The organism is Cryobacterium sp. TMT1-66-1 (assembly GCF_004403435.1).
GTDB lineage: Bacteria > Actinomycetota > Actinomycetes > Actinomycetales > Microbacteriaceae > Cryobacterium > Cryobacterium flavum.
This window is the reverse complement of the sequence record NZ_SOGP01000006.1, coordinates 1-15,040: the sequence shown is the minus strand read 5'-3', so window position 1 is coordinate 15,040 and position 15,040 is coordinate 1. Positions and strand designations below refer to the sequence as shown.

The 15,040-nt window shown below is 62.2% G+C and carries 13 protein-coding genes; 8 read left to right on the top strand and 5 right to left on the bottom strand.

The genetic code is table 11. The annotated features are described in order from the left end of the window. The first annotated feature begins 1 nt into the window (after position 1). The gene (lnt, locus tag E3T29_RS02500; RefSeq protein ID WP_134343950.1) at positions 2–1,558 is read left to right on the top strand and encodes an apolipoprotein N-acyltransferase; all 1,557 of its coding nucleotides are present in this window, start codon (positions 2–4) and stop codon (positions 1,556–1,558) included. A gap of 54 nt (positions 1,559–1,612) precedes the next feature. On the opposite strand, the gene E3T29_RS02495 is transcribed toward lnt, so the two are convergent. From E3T29_RS02495 to E3T29_RS02480, 4 genes are all read right to left on the bottom strand, one after another. Next, entirely contained in the window at positions 1,613–1,981 is a 369-nt protein-coding gene (locus E3T29_RS02495) for an RNA polymerase-binding protein RbpA (protein WP_134343949.1), read from the bottom strand. A 111-nt stretch (positions 1,982–2,092) separates the two neighbouring features. After that, positions 2,093–2,857, bottom strand: a complete 765-nt coding sequence (locus E3T29_RS02490) for a glycerophosphodiester phosphodiesterase family protein (RefSeq protein ID WP_241987601.1) — start codon at positions 2,855–2,857, stop codon at positions 2,093–2,095. 3 nt (positions 2,858–2,860) lie between these two features. Continuing rightward, entirely contained in the window at positions 2,861–3,868 is a 1,008-nt protein-coding gene (locus E3T29_RS02485; RefSeq protein WP_134343948.1) for an SPFH domain-containing protein, read from the bottom strand. After that, positions 3,861–4,343, bottom strand: a complete 483-nt coding sequence (locus E3T29_RS02480; protein WP_104130757.1) for an NfeD family protein — start codon at positions 4,341–4,343, stop codon at positions 3,861–3,863. Before E3T29_RS02480 ends, E3T29_RS02485 begins: the two co-directional genes overlap by 8 nt. 165 nt (positions 4,344–4,508) lie before the next feature. Here E3T29_RS02480 and E3T29_RS02475 point away from each other — a divergent pair, with 165 nt between their 5' ends. The 3 genes from E3T29_RS02475 to E3T29_RS02465 are packed head-to-tail and all read left to right on the top strand — an operon-like array spanning position 4,509 to position 9,818. Beyond that, a complete protein-coding gene (locus tag E3T29_RS02475) occupies positions 4,509–5,273 on the top strand; it encodes an SDR family oxidoreductase (RefSeq protein ID WP_134343947.1) in 765 nt (254 codons plus the stop codon). Positions 5,274–5,287: 14 nt separating this feature from the next. After that, positions 5,288–7,465, top strand: coding sequence for a S9 family peptidase (locus E3T29_RS02470; RefSeq protein ID WP_134343946.1), 2,178 nt, complete (start codon positions 5,288–5,290; stop codon positions 7,463–7,465). Further along, entirely contained in the window at positions 7,428–9,818 is a 2,391-nt protein-coding gene (locus tag E3T29_RS02465) for an excinuclease ABC subunit UvrA (protein WP_134343945.1), read from the top strand. Before E3T29_RS02470 ends, E3T29_RS02465 begins: the two co-directional genes overlap by 38 nt. Here the strand turns inward: E3T29_RS02465 and E3T29_RS02460 are convergent. Then, positions 9,803–10,399 (bottom strand): hypothetical protein, encoded by a 597-nt coding sequence (locus E3T29_RS02460; protein ID WP_134343944.1) that lies wholly within the window; start codon positions 10,397–10,399, stop codon positions 9,803–9,805. The two genes, E3T29_RS02465 and E3T29_RS02460, sit on opposite strands and share 16 nt — an antisense overlap. Before the next feature lie 387 nt (positions 10,400–10,786). Between E3T29_RS02460 and E3T29_RS02455 the strand changes: the two genes are divergently transcribed. From E3T29_RS02455 to E3T29_RS02440, 4 genes are all read left to right on the top strand, one after another. Further along, complete coding sequence (locus E3T29_RS02455; protein ID WP_198417707.1) at positions 10,787–11,923, top strand: tyrosine-type recombinase/integrase; 1,137 nt, start codon at positions 10,787–10,789, stop codon at positions 11,921–11,923. Continuing rightward, positions 11,920–12,261: a helix-turn-helix transcriptional regulator gene (locus E3T29_RS02450; RefSeq protein WP_134343943.1), complete on the top strand. Its 342-nt coding sequence runs from the start codon at positions 11,920–11,922 to the stop codon at positions 12,259–12,261. Before E3T29_RS02455 ends, E3T29_RS02450 begins: the two co-directional genes overlap by 4 nt. Before the next feature lie 172 nt (positions 12,262–12,433). After that, on the top strand, positions 12,434–13,774 hold the full coding sequence (locus E3T29_RS02445) for a hypothetical protein (protein ID WP_241987640.1): 1,341 nt from the start codon (positions 12,434–12,436) through the stop codon (positions 13,772–13,774). 205 nt (positions 13,775–13,979) lie between these two features. Further along, positions 13,980–14,891: a hypothetical protein gene (locus E3T29_RS02440; RefSeq protein ID WP_134343941.1), complete on the top strand. Its 912-nt coding sequence runs from the start codon at positions 13,980–13,982 to the stop codon at positions 14,889–14,891. The last annotated feature ends 149 nt before the right edge of the window (positions 14,892–15,040 follow it).

Below are 15,040 nucleotides of genomic sequence, written 5' to 3'. Positions count from 1 at the left end.
CATGTGGGCGCGTGAGCGTGCGTTCAGCCTGCCGTTGTGGGCATCCGTTCTGGTCGCCGCCGGTGCGGGAGCGGTTCTCGATGCCGGTTTCCCGGATCGCGACTGGTGGTTTCTCGCGCCGGTCGGGGTCGCGCTCATGCTCCTGGCGCTGCTCGGTCGAAACCTCGCGACCGGACTGCTCGTTGGCCTGGTCGCGGGCCTGTCGTTCTGGCTGATTCACATCTACTGGATCACCCTGTATCTCGGTCTCGTGCCGTGGTTCGCGCTCGGCGGGCTGGAGAGCCTGTTCTTCGCCGTTGGGCTCGGGCTCACCGCGGTCGTGCTACGGCACGGTCCTCGGGTCTGGCCGAGCATCTGGGGTCGCCTCGGTGTGGTGCCGGTTATCGTCGCCGGGTTGTGGACGGCCAGGGAGGCAATCAGCGCGGTCTGGCCCTACGGCGGCTTCGCCTGGGGCCGCGTTGTGCTCTCCCAGTCCGAGAGTCCGTTCGGCCCGCTCGTGGCCTGGGTGGGACTGTCGGGCCTCAGTTTCATTATGGTCTGGCTGAGCGCCTTGGCCGTACAGTTGCTCCGCGAACCCGAACTGATGCGCAGGCTGCGCACCGGCATCGTTGTCGGTGCCGTTGCGCTGGTGCTCGCCGTGCCCGCGTGGCCGACCATCCCCAGCGGTGAGGTTCGCCTCGCCGCAGTGCAGGGCAACGCTGACGCCGGGCTCTTTGCCAAATATTCTCCGGGCCAGATCCTGCAGGACCACGTTTCGGCCACGCTGCCGCTGATCGGCCAGAAAATCGATTTCGTGGTCTGGCCGGAGAACGCGAGCGATATCGACCCCGCCCGGTCGGAAGCGGCCGCGCAGGTGCTCGACTACGTCAGCACCGAAATGGATGCCCCGCTCATCACCGGCACCATCACAAAGCCGGGAGACACCTACTACAACAGCTCGCTGCTCTGGGAGGCCGGGCGCGGAGCCGTTGACGTGTACGACAAGGTGCACCCGGTGCCTTTCGCGGAGTATATGCCGGATCGCGCCTTCTGGCGTCCGTTCGCCCCGGAGCTGATCGACCTCATCGGCCGGGACTACGGCATCGGTACCCGGGACAATACCTTCGACATCAACGGGATCCTGGCCGGGATCGCGATCTGTTTCGACATCGCCGACGATCAACTCGTGCACGAGATGATCGACGACAAGGCCCAGATCATCCTCGCTCAAACCAACAATGCCGATTTCGGGCACACCGATGAGAGCGTGCAGCAGCTCGCGATCGCCCGGCTGCGCGCGATCGAGACGGGTCGTACGGTGGTGAACATCTCCACGGTCGGTTCGAGCGCCATCATCACTCCCGACGGGCACACTCAGGACAGCCTGCCGACCTTCACTGCTGGCGCGATGGTGCAGACGGTGCCGCTCAGCGACATCATTACGCCGGCGATGGTGGCTGGGCGAGGCATTGAATGGCTCGTCTCCGGGTTGGGACTGGCCGGTCTGGCGCTCTGTTTCGGTGCCGCCCGAGGCCAACGTCGCCGCTTGGCGCGCACCGCTTCGCGAACACAGCGTTAACCAACAACGACCCCGGCACACACGTGCGGGGGTCGTCTGGGGTGGAACCGGCGGTTAGGCGCCGATCTTCTGCTGTCCACCACGGCGCAGGCGCAACACGGAGAGGCGCTCTTCGAGCAACTCTTCGAGTTCATCCCTGGTGCGACGTTCCAGCAGCATGTCCCAGTGGGTCCGTGGAATCTTCTCGTCGGAGTGGTCAACGATCACCGGCAGGGAATCGACCAGTCGGGTCGCCGTCCGTGCGCAGTATTTGCATTCCCATTCGTCCGGTGCCTCGGCTTCGGCCGAAAAAATCATTACCGTCTCGCGCCCACATGTTTCACACCGGTAGGTGTGCTGTAGCCGGGGGGAGAAGGTGACGCCTTCTTCGCTCTGTAGGCTTTGTGCGCCTAATCTCATGCCACGCAAACTGCGGTCAGCCATAGTGTGGTCTCCTCTCGCTCGCGATCACAGATCGATCACGATGCCTTCACATTTGTAAACCATCAAGCTGGGTGTTAACCTTCCCGAACCCCCCGTTCTGGGAGGGAATTCTCAGGTTCGGCGAGTAATGGCCGCCACAGCCAGATCGGTGCGATCCGTGACAATGCCGTCGACACCCAGATCAAGCAGTCGAATCATGTCTGCCGGGTCGTTCACCGTCCACACGTGCACCTCGACATTCACCCGGTGCATCATCGCGATGAAACGGGGTGTCACGATACGAAGCATTCCGGCACGCTCGGGTACCTGCACGGCAACGCAGCCCGCCAGGGTACGGCGAACGAGCGCAGGAAGGCCCAAATTCGCCGCCGCTAAGGCCCGGGCCACGAGCGGTGACGAGGCGGACGACACCACACCGGGCAGCAGATCCACGATCCGTTGGCGGCGCGGTTCGTTGAACGAGGTCACGAGAACCCGGGGAGTGGCTCGCTGGTCACGAATGGCCCGAGCGGCGGGCTCGGCGGCGGCATCCGTTTTGATATCGATATTGAACCGCGCCGTCGGAAAGGCCTCGAGGGCATCGGCGAGGGACGTGTACGATTGCCCGAAGCCCAGGTTGATGCGTTTCAGTTCGGTCATAGTCAGTTGGTCGATGCGCACGTCCCGTTCGAGGGTGGTGAGATCGGGGTCGTGGCTGATCACGGCCACACCGTCGAGCGATACGTGCACGTCGGTCTCGAGGTGGGTGGCCCCGCCCGCCAGCGCTTTCACGAAGGCGAGTAGGGTGTTTTCCGGCGCTTCATGCGCCAGACCGCGGTGGGCGAAGACCCGGGGATGCGGTGCGTCCAGAAATACTGACGGGGCGTTCTCGGCCACCGCCTAGGCCTGCGGCGTTGCGGGCGTTGCGGGCGTTCCGGGCGTTCCGGGCGTTGCGGGCGTTCCGGGCGTTCCGGGCGTTGCGGAGGCGGAAGGCGCGGCTGCCGGGTTGTGGGCGTTCGCGCCGAAGGCGCTGCCGATACCCTTCATGGCCTCAGTCAGTTCGCTCGGCACGATCCACAGCTTGTTAGCGCTGCCCTCGGCCAGCTTGGGAAGTGTGAGCAGGTACTGGTAGGCGAGCAGCTTCGGGTCGGGGTCTCCATCGTGAATGGCCTTGAACACCGTGGTGATGGCTTCCGCCTCACCCTGCGCGCGCAGGACGGCAGCTTTGGCATCACCCTCGGCTTCGAGGATCGCCGCCTGGCGAGCGCCCTCAGCGGTGAGAATGGCGGACTGTTTGGTGCCCTCGGCGGTGAGGATCAGCGCACGACGGTCACGTTCGGCGCGCATCTGCTTCTCCATGGAGTCCTGGATGGAGTGGGGCGGCTCGATGGCCTTGAGCTCGACTCGGCCCACGCGGATACCCCATTTGCCGGTGGCCTCGTCGAGCACGATGCGCAGCTGGCTGTTGATATTGTCGCGACTGGTCAGCGCTTCTTCCAGGTTCAACCCGCCGACCACGTTACGAAGGGTGGTCGTGGTGAGCTGCTCGACCGCGCCGAGGTAGTTGTTGATCTCGTAGGTGGCGGCGCGGGCATCCGTCACCTGAAAATAAACGACGGTGTCGATGGAGACCACGAGGTTGTCCTCGGTGATCACTGGCTGCGGCGGAAACGAGACGACCTGCTCGCGAATATCGAGCAGCGGCCGCACCCGGTCGACGAACGGCACGAGCAGGTTCAGACCGGGCAGCAGCGTCTTGTGATACTTGCCGAGGCGCTCGACCACCCCGGCGTTGCCCTGCGGAATGATGCGAATGGCTCGCACGAGAATGACGATGACGAACACCGCCAACACGGCGAGCAGGGCGATCACGAAGATCTGACCGATGAAAGCTGCGGGGTCAAGCATTGTTCTGGGTCCTTTCGGCTGGGATGACGATGGCGGTGGAGCCTTCGATGAGATGCACGGTGACGCGCTCGCCCGGTTCAGCGGGTGCTGCGGTGCCGCCACCCGGCAGCACCAGACGAGCAGTCCAGGTTTCGCCGTTGGCCAGCTTTACCAGTCCGCCGGTCTCGGTGACGGTCGAGAGAACACGACCACTCATGCCGATCAGGGCGTCGATATTGGAAAGCGCCGGATCGCCGCCCTTGCGCAGGGCGCGCAGCAAAAACGGCCGAATCGTCAGCAACAGCAGCACCGACAAGCCGCCGGCAACGACGATCTGAAGCCACCAGTCCAGGCCGAGCAAATTGGCGGCCAAACCGCCCAGGCTGCCGATGGAGATCATCAGGAACGTGAATTCCAGGCTCAGCAATTCGATGGTGATGGCCACGAGAATGAACACGAGCCACAAAATCCAAAGATAATCGGTCAGGTCGACCATGCGTGACACCTTCCACATTTCGTTCACCTCGAAACTAGCAGGTACCGACGACAACACGCCGGGGGAGCGGCCGAGGCTTGTTGATAAGGTCGAAAGTGTAGGTAGTGTCCGATCAGGCCACACTTCATCACGGACACAAACAGACCGAATTCTTGAGGAGCACGCGTGACCAATCCACTTGCAGCAGGATCACTCGAGGGCAAGCGTGTACTCGTCACCGGCTCGTCCCGTGGCATCGGCGCCGACACTGTCGGCTATTTCGCCGAGGCCGGAGCGCGCGTCGTCATCAACTACCGCAATAAAGAGGCACGCGCGAACAAGCTTCGCGACGCCATTCGCGCCGCCGGGGGAGACGCCATCACCGTCAGTGCCGACCTGACCGATCCGGCATCGGTCGCCGCGATGTTCGCGACCATCACGAGCGAATTCGGTGGCCTCGACATTCTTGTGATGAACGCATCTGGCGGCATGGAGAGCGGCATGGCGGCGGACTACGCCATCAAGCTCAATCGTGACGCACAGGTCAATCTACTCAACGGCGCCGTACCCCTGCTCGGTGACGATTCCCGGGTGGTCTACGTCACCAGCCACCAGGCACACTTCATCAAGACCACACCCACCATGCCGGAGTATGAGCCGGTCGCCCGCAGTAAGCGCGCCGGCGAAGACGCCCTGCGCGCCGTCATTCCCCAGCTCGAAGAGTCCGGTATCGGATTCGTCGTGGTGTCCGGTGACATGATCGAGGGCACCATCACGGCGACGCTGCTCGAACGGTCCAACCCTGGCGCTCTGAGCGCCCGCAAGGAGGCGGCCGGTCGCCTGTACAACGTGAGCGAGTTCGCAGCGGAAATCGTCCTGGCCGCGACCTCGCCGGTTCCGGGCGGCAACACTCGCCTGGTCGGCGACACGTCCGGGTTCGCCGGCGAATAGCGGACGACCAAGCGATGAAGGCTGCCGATCTTCCCTTACTCGGGTCGCTGTCACGCCCGACGATCCATCCCGATGGGTCGCGGGCGGTGTTCTCCCAGGTACACGCCGACTTTTCAGCGGATGATTACGTCGGTCAGCTCTTTACCGTCGCGCTGGCAGGGGAGCCGGCTCCGCGCCGCATCACGCGCGGTTTTCGTGACTCGGCGCCCCGGTTTTCTCCGGATGGCAGCCTGATCGGGTTTCTGCGCGCCGATGCCGGCGGCGCCGCGCAGCTGCACGTTGTTGATGCGGCCGGCGGCGAGCCCGTAGCGGTGACCGACGCGGTTCTCGGCGTGAGCGACTTTCGCTGGCATCCGGACGGTGACCGGATTGCCTTCCTGGCCCGGGTCCCCGAGCAGGGTCGTTATGGCACGGTTGCGGGTCTGTCGGCCGACTCGGAACCGGCCCGCCGTTTCGATACCCTGCGTTATCGTTCGAACGGCGTCGGCTACACCAGTGACCGCCGCGTACACGTGTTTCTCGCCGTCGTGCCCGATGTCTGGGGCGAACCGACCCCCGCCGTAGCGCCGTCCGTGACCGACGCACCGCAGGCGCCGTCCGGCAACCCGCCGGGTAGCGCGCCAACACCGGACCTTTTGGATCCGGCCAGCTTCGCGAGTGGAGTACCGGTCGCCCGCCAGCTGACCGAGGGAGACTTCGATCATTCCGGGCTGGCCTTCTCGCCCGACGGTTCCAGGCTCCTGACTATCTCGGCCCGTCAGGCCGAACGGTACACCGACCTCCGCAGTGAAGTGGTCGAACTCACACTCCGCGACAGCACCGATACCGCTCCAAACGGGACCATCGCGCCGCTTCGCACCGTCGTGCCTGCGGCCCAAAACCTCAGTATCTCGGCGCTGGCCTCTGCCGAGGACGGTACCCTCTGGCTGCTCGCAACCGACGTGGGCGCGAGCGGGCGAGACTTCGTCGGCCGGGTGACCGCTCTTTACCGAAGTGGTGTCTCGCTTGACGGGTCAGCACCCATTCGGGTGACCGACCCGAACCAGACCGACCAGGATCTGCTCGACCTCGATGCCACCGGGGGAATCTGTCCGTTGACGGACGGCTCCGTGCTCGTACTCACGGGTCGTCGTGGCCGGGTCGAGCTGGTACGGGTAGAGCGCGAGGGGCGGGTGCAGTCAGTCGACTGCGGAGCCACCGTCGCCGCCTCAATGGATGCCTGCGGCGACGCCGTCGTTGTCGCGGTGCAGTCCGCCCGCACGACAGGTGACCTCGTTCTCATCCACCCGGGCCTCACCGGCAGTCACACTTCGGAGACCCCGCCGAAACGCCTCACCGATTTTTCCTTGGCCCTGCGCGCCACCGGACTGATCCCCGGAATCGAGCTCACGGTCACCGGACGAGACGGCTATCCGGTGCACGGCTGGGTGCACACTCCGGCAGGGCCGGGACCGCATCCGGTGCTTCTGACCATTCACGGAGGACCGTTCGCTCAATACACCGGTGCGCTCCTCGATGAGACCCAGGTCTACGTCGACGCGGGCTACGCGGTGGTCCTCTGCAACCCGCGCGGGTCATCCGGTTATGGCCAGGCCCACGGGCGCGCCATCCGCCAGCGCATGGGCACCCTCGACCTGGCCGACGTGCTGGACTTTCTCGCTGGCGCTCTCAGCGCGGAGCCCACCCTCGACGCCCACCGTGTCGGTATCATGGGCGGGTCCTACGGCGGCTATCTGACCGCGTGGACGATCGCGCACGAGCACCGGTTCGCGGCGGCCATCGTGGAACGCGGCTTTCTGGATCCGCAAGGGTTCGTCGGGACGAGCGACATCGGCGACTTCTTCGGCGACGAATACGCCGGTACGGATGCCGCCCTGCTGCAGGCACAGAGCCCACAGTTTCTGGTCGGCCGGGTGACGACCCCGACCCTGGTGCTGCACTCAGCGCAGGACCTGCGCTGCCCGCTGTCGCAGGGCGAGCGCTACTACGCTGCGCTCAAACGTGGGGGAGTGGAGTCCGAATTGGTCGTTTTTCCGGGAGAGAACCACGACCTCAGCCGCACCGGTCACCCCCGCCACCGTTTGCAACGGTTCGAGATTATTCTGGACTGGTGGGCCCGACACCTGCCCAGTGCCACGAATCACAGGAGCAAAGATGAGCGAGACCCTCACCACGAACATCCCGTCAGCTGAACGCCAGGTCGCAGACAGCCACGACCTGATCCGCGTGCAGGGCGCCCGCGAAAACAATCTCAAGAATGTCAGCGTTCAGATTCCCAAGCGCCGGCTGATCCTGTTCACTGGCGTGTCCGGGTCCGGAAAGAGCTCCCTCGTGTTCGGCACCATCGCTGCCGAATCCCAGCGCATGATCAACGAGACCTACAGCACGTTCGTGCAGGGTTTCATGCCCACACTGGCCAGGCCGGATGTCGATGTGCTCGACGGGCTGACGACGGCTATCATCGTCGACCAGGAGCGGATGGGCGCCAACGCGCGTTCCACCGTCGGCACGGCCACCGACGCGAACGCGCTGCTGCGCATCCTGTTCAGCCGCCTCGGCCAGCCGTACCTCGGCTCGCCGCAGGCCTACTCGTTCAACGTCGCCTCAATCAGCGGAGCGGGCGCGGTCTCGATCGAACGCGGCGGAACGACCGTGAAGGAACGCCGCACCTTCAGCATCACCGGGGGTATGTGTTCCCGCTGCGAGGGGCGGGGTTCGGTCACCGACATCGACCTGACCGCGCTTTACGACGAGCGCAAGTCCATCAACGGTGGCGCCCTGAGTATCCCCGGGTACAGCATGGACGGCTGGTACGGTCGCATTTTCAACGGTTGTGGCTTCTTCGACGCCGACAAGCCAATCAGGGATTTCACCAAGAAGGAACTGGCCGACCTTCTGCATAAGGAGCCGACCAAGATCAAAATCGAGGGAATCAACCTCACCTACGAAGGCCTGATTCCGAAGATCCAGAAATCGATGCTCAGCAAAAACGTCGACACCCTGCAGCCGCATATTCGCGCGTTTGTCGAGCGGGTGGTCACGTTCACGGTCTGCCCCGACTGCACCGGCACCCGACTCAATGAGGGTGCCCGGTCGTCGCAAATCAACGAGATCAGCATTGCGGATGCCTGTGCCATGCAGATCAGCGACCTCGCCGAATGGGTCACCGGCCTGAACGAATCGTCCGTTGCGCCCCTGCTCACGGCCTTGCGGCTGCTATTGGACTCCTTTGTGCAGATAGGGCTGGGGTATCTGTCCCTCGACCGTGCTTCCGGCACTCTCTCCGGCGGTGAGTCGCAGCGCACCAAGATGATCCGTCACCTCGGATCCTCGCTCACCGACGTCACCTATGTCTTTGACGAACCGACCATCGGGCTGCACCCACACGATATCCAGCGTATGAACACGCTGTTGATACAGCTGCGCGACAAGGGCAATACCGTGCTCGTTGTCGAGCACAAGCCGGAGATGATCCAGATCGCCGACCACATCATCGATCTCGGCCCCGGCGCGGGAACGAACGGCGGCGAGGTGGTCTTCGAGGGTTCCCTCGCCGGGCTTCGTAGTAGCGGCACGCTGACCGGTCGGCACCTGGATGATCGTGCGACCGTGAAACCGACCGTGCGTGCACCCACGGGTGTCCTGCCGGTGCGCGGTGCGAGCGCGCACAACCTGACCAACGTCGACGTCGATATCCCGTTGGGCGTGCTGACGGTGCTGACCGGCGTCGCCGGGTCGGGGAAAAGCTCACTAGTCACCGGCTCAGTCTCGGGGCGGGACGGCGTGGTATCAGTCGACCAGGGTGCGATCAAGGGATCCAGGCGCAGCAACCCCGCAACCTACACGGGCATGCTCGAGCCGATCCGCAAGGCGTTCGCGAAGGCCAACGGGGTGAAACCGGCCCTATTCAGTTCTAATTCCGAGGGCGCCTGCCCGAGCTGCAACGGCGCCGGCGTCATCTACACCGACCTTGGAATCATGGCCGGCGTCGCCATTCCCTGCGAGGTCTGCGAGGGGAAGCGGTTCCAGGCATCCGTTTTGGACTTCCACCTGAATGGAAGCGACATCAGCGAGGTGCTGGCGATGTCGGTGACCGAAGCCGAGGAGTTCTTCGGCGCGGGGGAGTCTCGAATTCCGGCCGCTCATGCCATTCTGGTGCGCCTGTCCGACGTGGGGCTCGGCTATCTCCGACTCGGCCAGCCGTTGCCGACGCTGTCAGGCGGTGAGCGCCAGCGGCTCAAACTCGCCACACAGATGGCCGACAAGGGTGAGGTGTACGTTCTGGATGAGCCGACCGCCGGTCTGCACCTTGCCGATGTGGAGAATCTGCTCGGCCTGCTGGACCGGCTCGTCGACTCGGGCAAGTCGGTCATCGTGATTGAACACCATCAGGCGGTGATGGCGCACGCCGACTGGATCATAGACCTGGGTCCAGGGGCCGGCCACGACGGCGGCCGAATCGTCTTTGAGGGAACACCGGCCGACCTCGTGGCCAGTCGAGCCACACTCACCGGCCAACACCTCGCGGCCTACGTCGACGACTGACCCGGCAGCCGGCTACGCGAGCAACTCGACCAGAGTGGCTCGCGCACCGACGGTGTGCAGCAACTCGAGCGCCCGGCCGCGAGTTGGTCGACGATCACCGGCACGTGCCACTTGGAAATTCGGTCGGAGGATTCGTTGCAGAGCCCGGCGACGGTGTCGCGCACGCTCGGGTTGGAGAAGCGCGCGATGAGCTCGCTCTTGTACGCGTCGAGGTCGATGCCGGGCACCGGCTTGAGTGTGGGGGAGCCCTCCTCGTCCATGTCGGCCCGAAGGAACGCGGCGATCAGCGGATCGGCCGTGGCATCGTGCACGAGCCGGTATCCCCTCAAACGTGCAAAGTAGCACAGGCCCTGGTGGCGGGCATTCAACAACCGCAGTTTCATCAGCTCGTAGGGCTCGACATCGGCGACGAGCTGGGTGCGCAATTGTTCGTAGGGCGGGCGTGCGTCATCCAAGGAGTCCTGCAATACCCACTGGAAGAAGGGTTCGCAGACCACGGGCCAGGCGTCGCACACGCAGATGGTATCGGCGACCCGCGCGCGGTCGGCATCCGTGGTGCCGGTGGTGATGCGGTCGACCATGCTGTTCGTACCCACCCCGTCAGGCGAGTTCTCTGCGACTCCTGGCTGATTCAAGCCGGGTTCGGCCGGGTGGAAGCTGCGGACGCCGTATCAGGCACCCCTCTCGGACCCCCGGGCGCGTGACCGATAATGCACATTATGTCAACAAGTAACGTAATCATCCGCGGATTATGCTCATAGCTATGAATCGTGTATCCAGGCACTCTAAGAATCAAACTGCTCGTGATCAGGGATTTTGCTACCCAAGCCGCGGGATCACGCCTGGATGCTGGCCGTTGCAGTCCACACAGTTTCGGCGTAGCGAACAATGCATCTGACCGGGACATTCCTATTGTCATCTGCATATTATGCAGATAGTCTGCAAAACATGCAGACAGTTCGGGCGGCATGATGGTAGACAAAATGGGAGGTCTCTCCTTCCTGTCGCTGCCCGATCGCGGGCCGGACAAGGACTCCTTTCTCGCGGAAGTATTGACTGGCTGGAAACGCCAGCAGTACACGAAGAATTTCGTCGCGCAGACAATCACCCGCCGGATCAATCGCGTCCTCGACTTCTGCGACTTCACTGGGAAATTCCCGTGGGAATGGATGCCGACGGACGCAGATGAGTACTTCTCCCACCTCGTCAATGTCAAAGGCCTCGTACAGGAAACGATTCGCGCCTATCAGAGCGACATCTCGCTATTTTGCGATTACGCCACGAGTGACAGCTATCCCTGGAACGAAACCTGCGGGCGCTTGTTCGGGTCTTCCATGTCGCAGATCATTACCGACCTCAATAAGGCCCGGCACACTCAGTTCGGGACGATGGCACCAGAGAAACGAGCGTTTGACCTCGCGGAACTGCAGCAGTTCTTCGATTTCGCCGACGACGAAGTTGCCCGAATCATCAACTCGAAGGTCAAAGGAGGACTCGCCGCTTGGCGAGACGTCACGGCTCTCAAGGTTTGTTACGGCTGGGGGCTACGCCACGACGAACTTCGAAAGCTTGACTTGGTCGACTTCTCCCCCAACATTAGAGCCCCGTACTTCGGTGACTATGGGCTGCTGAGGGTTCGCAACGGCAAGGCGAACAAAGGCGCCCCCAAAAAGCAGAGAACCGTTCAAACATTGGTCGACTGGGCGGCAGAGGCAGTCGCTGAATGGGTTGAGTTCGGACTCCCCCGCTACGGCCAGCCCATAACCCACCTATTTCCCACATCGACCGGAGGACTTGTCGCGGAGGGGGGCCTATACAGGCGATTCATCGGCTTTGCGAACGCTCTCGGACTTGAACCGGGGCTAGACATTCACGGCCTCCGCCGCTCCTACACGACACACATGATCACCGTGTACGGCTACGACTCGAAGTTCATTTCGCTGCAGATCGGGCACGCAAACGAATCCACTACCTCTATCTACACACTCCCCTCTGCGGACTACGCCGCCAGAGAGATGGAGCGAGTCCTAACCAAAGACGTTCTCAAGAGCAAAGGCAAGCTAATGCTTAAACCGGCAAGACATCTGGGAAAGGCGTCACGATGAAACGCCAAATCGAGTACAAGTTCCACGTCCGCGAACTCATGGCTAGGGCCGGAATCCGATCCAGTCGTGATCTCGTAGATCCACTCCGCGATCGCGGAATCACGCTATCCGAATCGCAGATCAATCGGATAGTTGCCCACAATCCGGATCGCATCGCATTTCAGGTCCTTGTCGCACTCTGCGACGTATTCGCAGTCGAGATGAATGAACTGGTCACCTTCACCAGCACTGACGTCAGAACCCAGAGACGCAAAGTTGCCGGTGATGGAGCAGAGGTGCCTCTGATGGATGCCTACCGTCCCGTCCGGGCACGGATCCGCCGGCCCGAGGATGACTGAGTTCAAGCCGCGTGGGCGGCCTCGAACCACGACCGCAGGATACACGTGCGGCCGATGCGGCCGCGAAACCGGGAAGATCCGTGTCCGGTGGCCGGACGGCAGCATTTGCGGGATCTGCTTCAGCGATGCGGTGCACACCTTCGGAGTGTGTCCTCTCTGCGACCGGCATCGCATGCTCCCCGGCCGTCTCGAATCGGGTGACGATATTTGCTCCGACTGCGCCGGAATCAAAACAAGACTGACCTGTGACAAGTGCGGTCGCGAACGCGAACGATTCCGTGGTGGCCACTGCATCGTCTGCGTCGTCGAATCCGAGCTTGTTGAACTTCTTAGGCCAAATGATCCGCCTGATCTCCGTTTGAAACGGCTGGTTTCGATACTCACAGCGGTCGATCGCCCGGCGAGCATCCACACCTGGCTCCACAGCAACGGAGGCGTCTCTGCGGAGTTGCTGCGTCGCATGGGGAATCGAGAAATTGCCTTGTCCCACGAAGCGTTCGACGCGTTACCCAAGACCGCATCAGTGGAGCACCTCCGAGCGATCCTGACTCACAACGGAATACTTCCAGCACAAGACGATCGCCAGCTGGCGATGTTTCAACAATGGCTGGGCGAGCGACTCCAACAGCTCGAGGCAACGCCCGAAATCCATTCCCAAATTGAACGCTTTGGAAGGTGGCACCACCTCAGTCGGCTTTTAGCCGAATCGTCCGAAACCAAGAACATGAACTATGCCGTACGGAGCGCCAAACAGGAGATCACCGAGGCAGGAAAATTCCTCAGTTGGGTGCTCGATGCCCACGGCCAGACGAGTGCAACCCTGGGCCAAGTTCACATCGACGAATACCTATCGAGCGGTCCCTCTACGAGGAAGCACATTCGGAACTTTGTCCGATACCTCGCTCGAGAAATGACCATCACAGGCCTCGACGTCCCCGTTCGGCTCGCACAAACGATGCCCATGATGACGCAGAAGCAACGCATGGAACACATAAAGACTGTCATGGAGGCCGTCAACGTCAACGAATCCACTCGAGTCGCTGGCTTGATATTCCTTCTCTTCGGCATCCCCATCGGGCGCCTCTGCATGATGACTATCGACCAACTCAAGGTTCGCCCGACAGGCATCACCATCAAGATCGGGGCGCACCCTGCGCCAATTCCGGATGCCCTAATCCCCCCATTCCTCACGTATCTGAATATGCGCGACTCCGCTGGCACAGTGAACACAGAGTCGAACTGGCTCTTCCCCGGCTCCAGAGCCGGAAGACACAAGGCTCCCGAAACCCTCCTGCATCAGCTCCGAGGTAGCATGGGCATAGACATTCAGGGCGTTCGGAATAGAACTATCCGCGGGCTCGTCGAGGAAGTCGACCCAACTTCATTGTCGAGAATGCTCGGATACAGCAAGCAGATCATGAGCAAGCACGGCTCAGCAGCCACTGTTCCTTGGTCGAGTTACGTCATTGACAAGAACCCTCGCTACGCCAAGGAGAAGCCAAGTTCACAATGACGAGAACCCCTTTCCCTTCCCCTTTCTCAACGTTGTCGCACGTGGGTAACTCTTTCGGGAATTTTTCCGGGCGGGATATTAGGGCATCGCAGGCGGCAAGTGTTGGTCGATTTCAGCGAAAACCGAAGGCCCATCGAGAAACTGGCTTACGCACTGGCGATCCGCGGATGTTAGGCCGTGCCGGACTTCACCGTAGAGTCGCATCGTGGTTGATGTAGAGAATCAAGATGAATCCCCTCTTAGACGATTGCCGTCGACTCCCGGCGCGAGCGGCCCGGCGGAACTCGTGGGCGGGGACGTTCAGAGTATCAGTCGTGCACTCCTGCTCCTCACGACAACAGCCGAGAAGATCACCGTCGAGACGGCCAATAACGCACCCCCGGCCGGATCTGCTGCGCACCTGCTTTGGCGCGGATCGGAGGCCGGCCACGCCATCGATGGCTTAATCACGATGCAGTACGCGAACATGTCTGCCATGGACCATGCTCGGGGCTTCGTCTCCCTCATTCGAACTCCGACTGTCAGATCGACCGCACTGGCCACGGTCGCCAGGGGATCATTGGAATCCCTTGCACGAACCTGGCATCTGCTCGCTCGAGACAGTGAGTCTGACTTCATATATCGCACGATCAGCTTGCTCAGATCCGACCTGCGCTTCGCGGAACTCCTTGGCGAACCCATCCGCACACGCGACGGAGATACTGTCGATCCTGCAGCCAATCGCAGGTTCTATGCCGATGAGTTAAAGCGACTGCAACTGCCCTCACCCGCACGAGTCGCTCTGGCAGAGATGGTCGCGGCAATGCTCAATGCCGCGATGGATAAAAGCGATGGACGGATGCAGTACTCAGCCTTGTCGTCGATTGCGCATGCGCATCGACTAGGCATCAACCAATTCATCACCACGGGCAGCAACGGGGACGTAAACGGTATGGCTGCGCCGAGACCGGTGGTGATGCAGATCGTAGGTACGCTCACCGCCGCGACCTATGGAACCGTGCAGGCGTTCGTTGCGTTCTACGGAAATCAGACCCGGCATGTGGAGCTGCTCGAGAAAGCCATGCGACGCGCAGTCCAAACGCTGAACCCGATCATGGACGGTATCTGGCCTGAGTAGAGAGGGCTGCGACTCGTCGTTATAAATGTCGGTTGCCTGCTTTATGGGGTCAAGAATCACCATGAACAGATCGCGCTTCAGTTTTGACGCAGTTTCGCGATCAGATCGGTGTCGGTGTACTTCTCAAATTGGTTGCGCGCCTTTTCCTG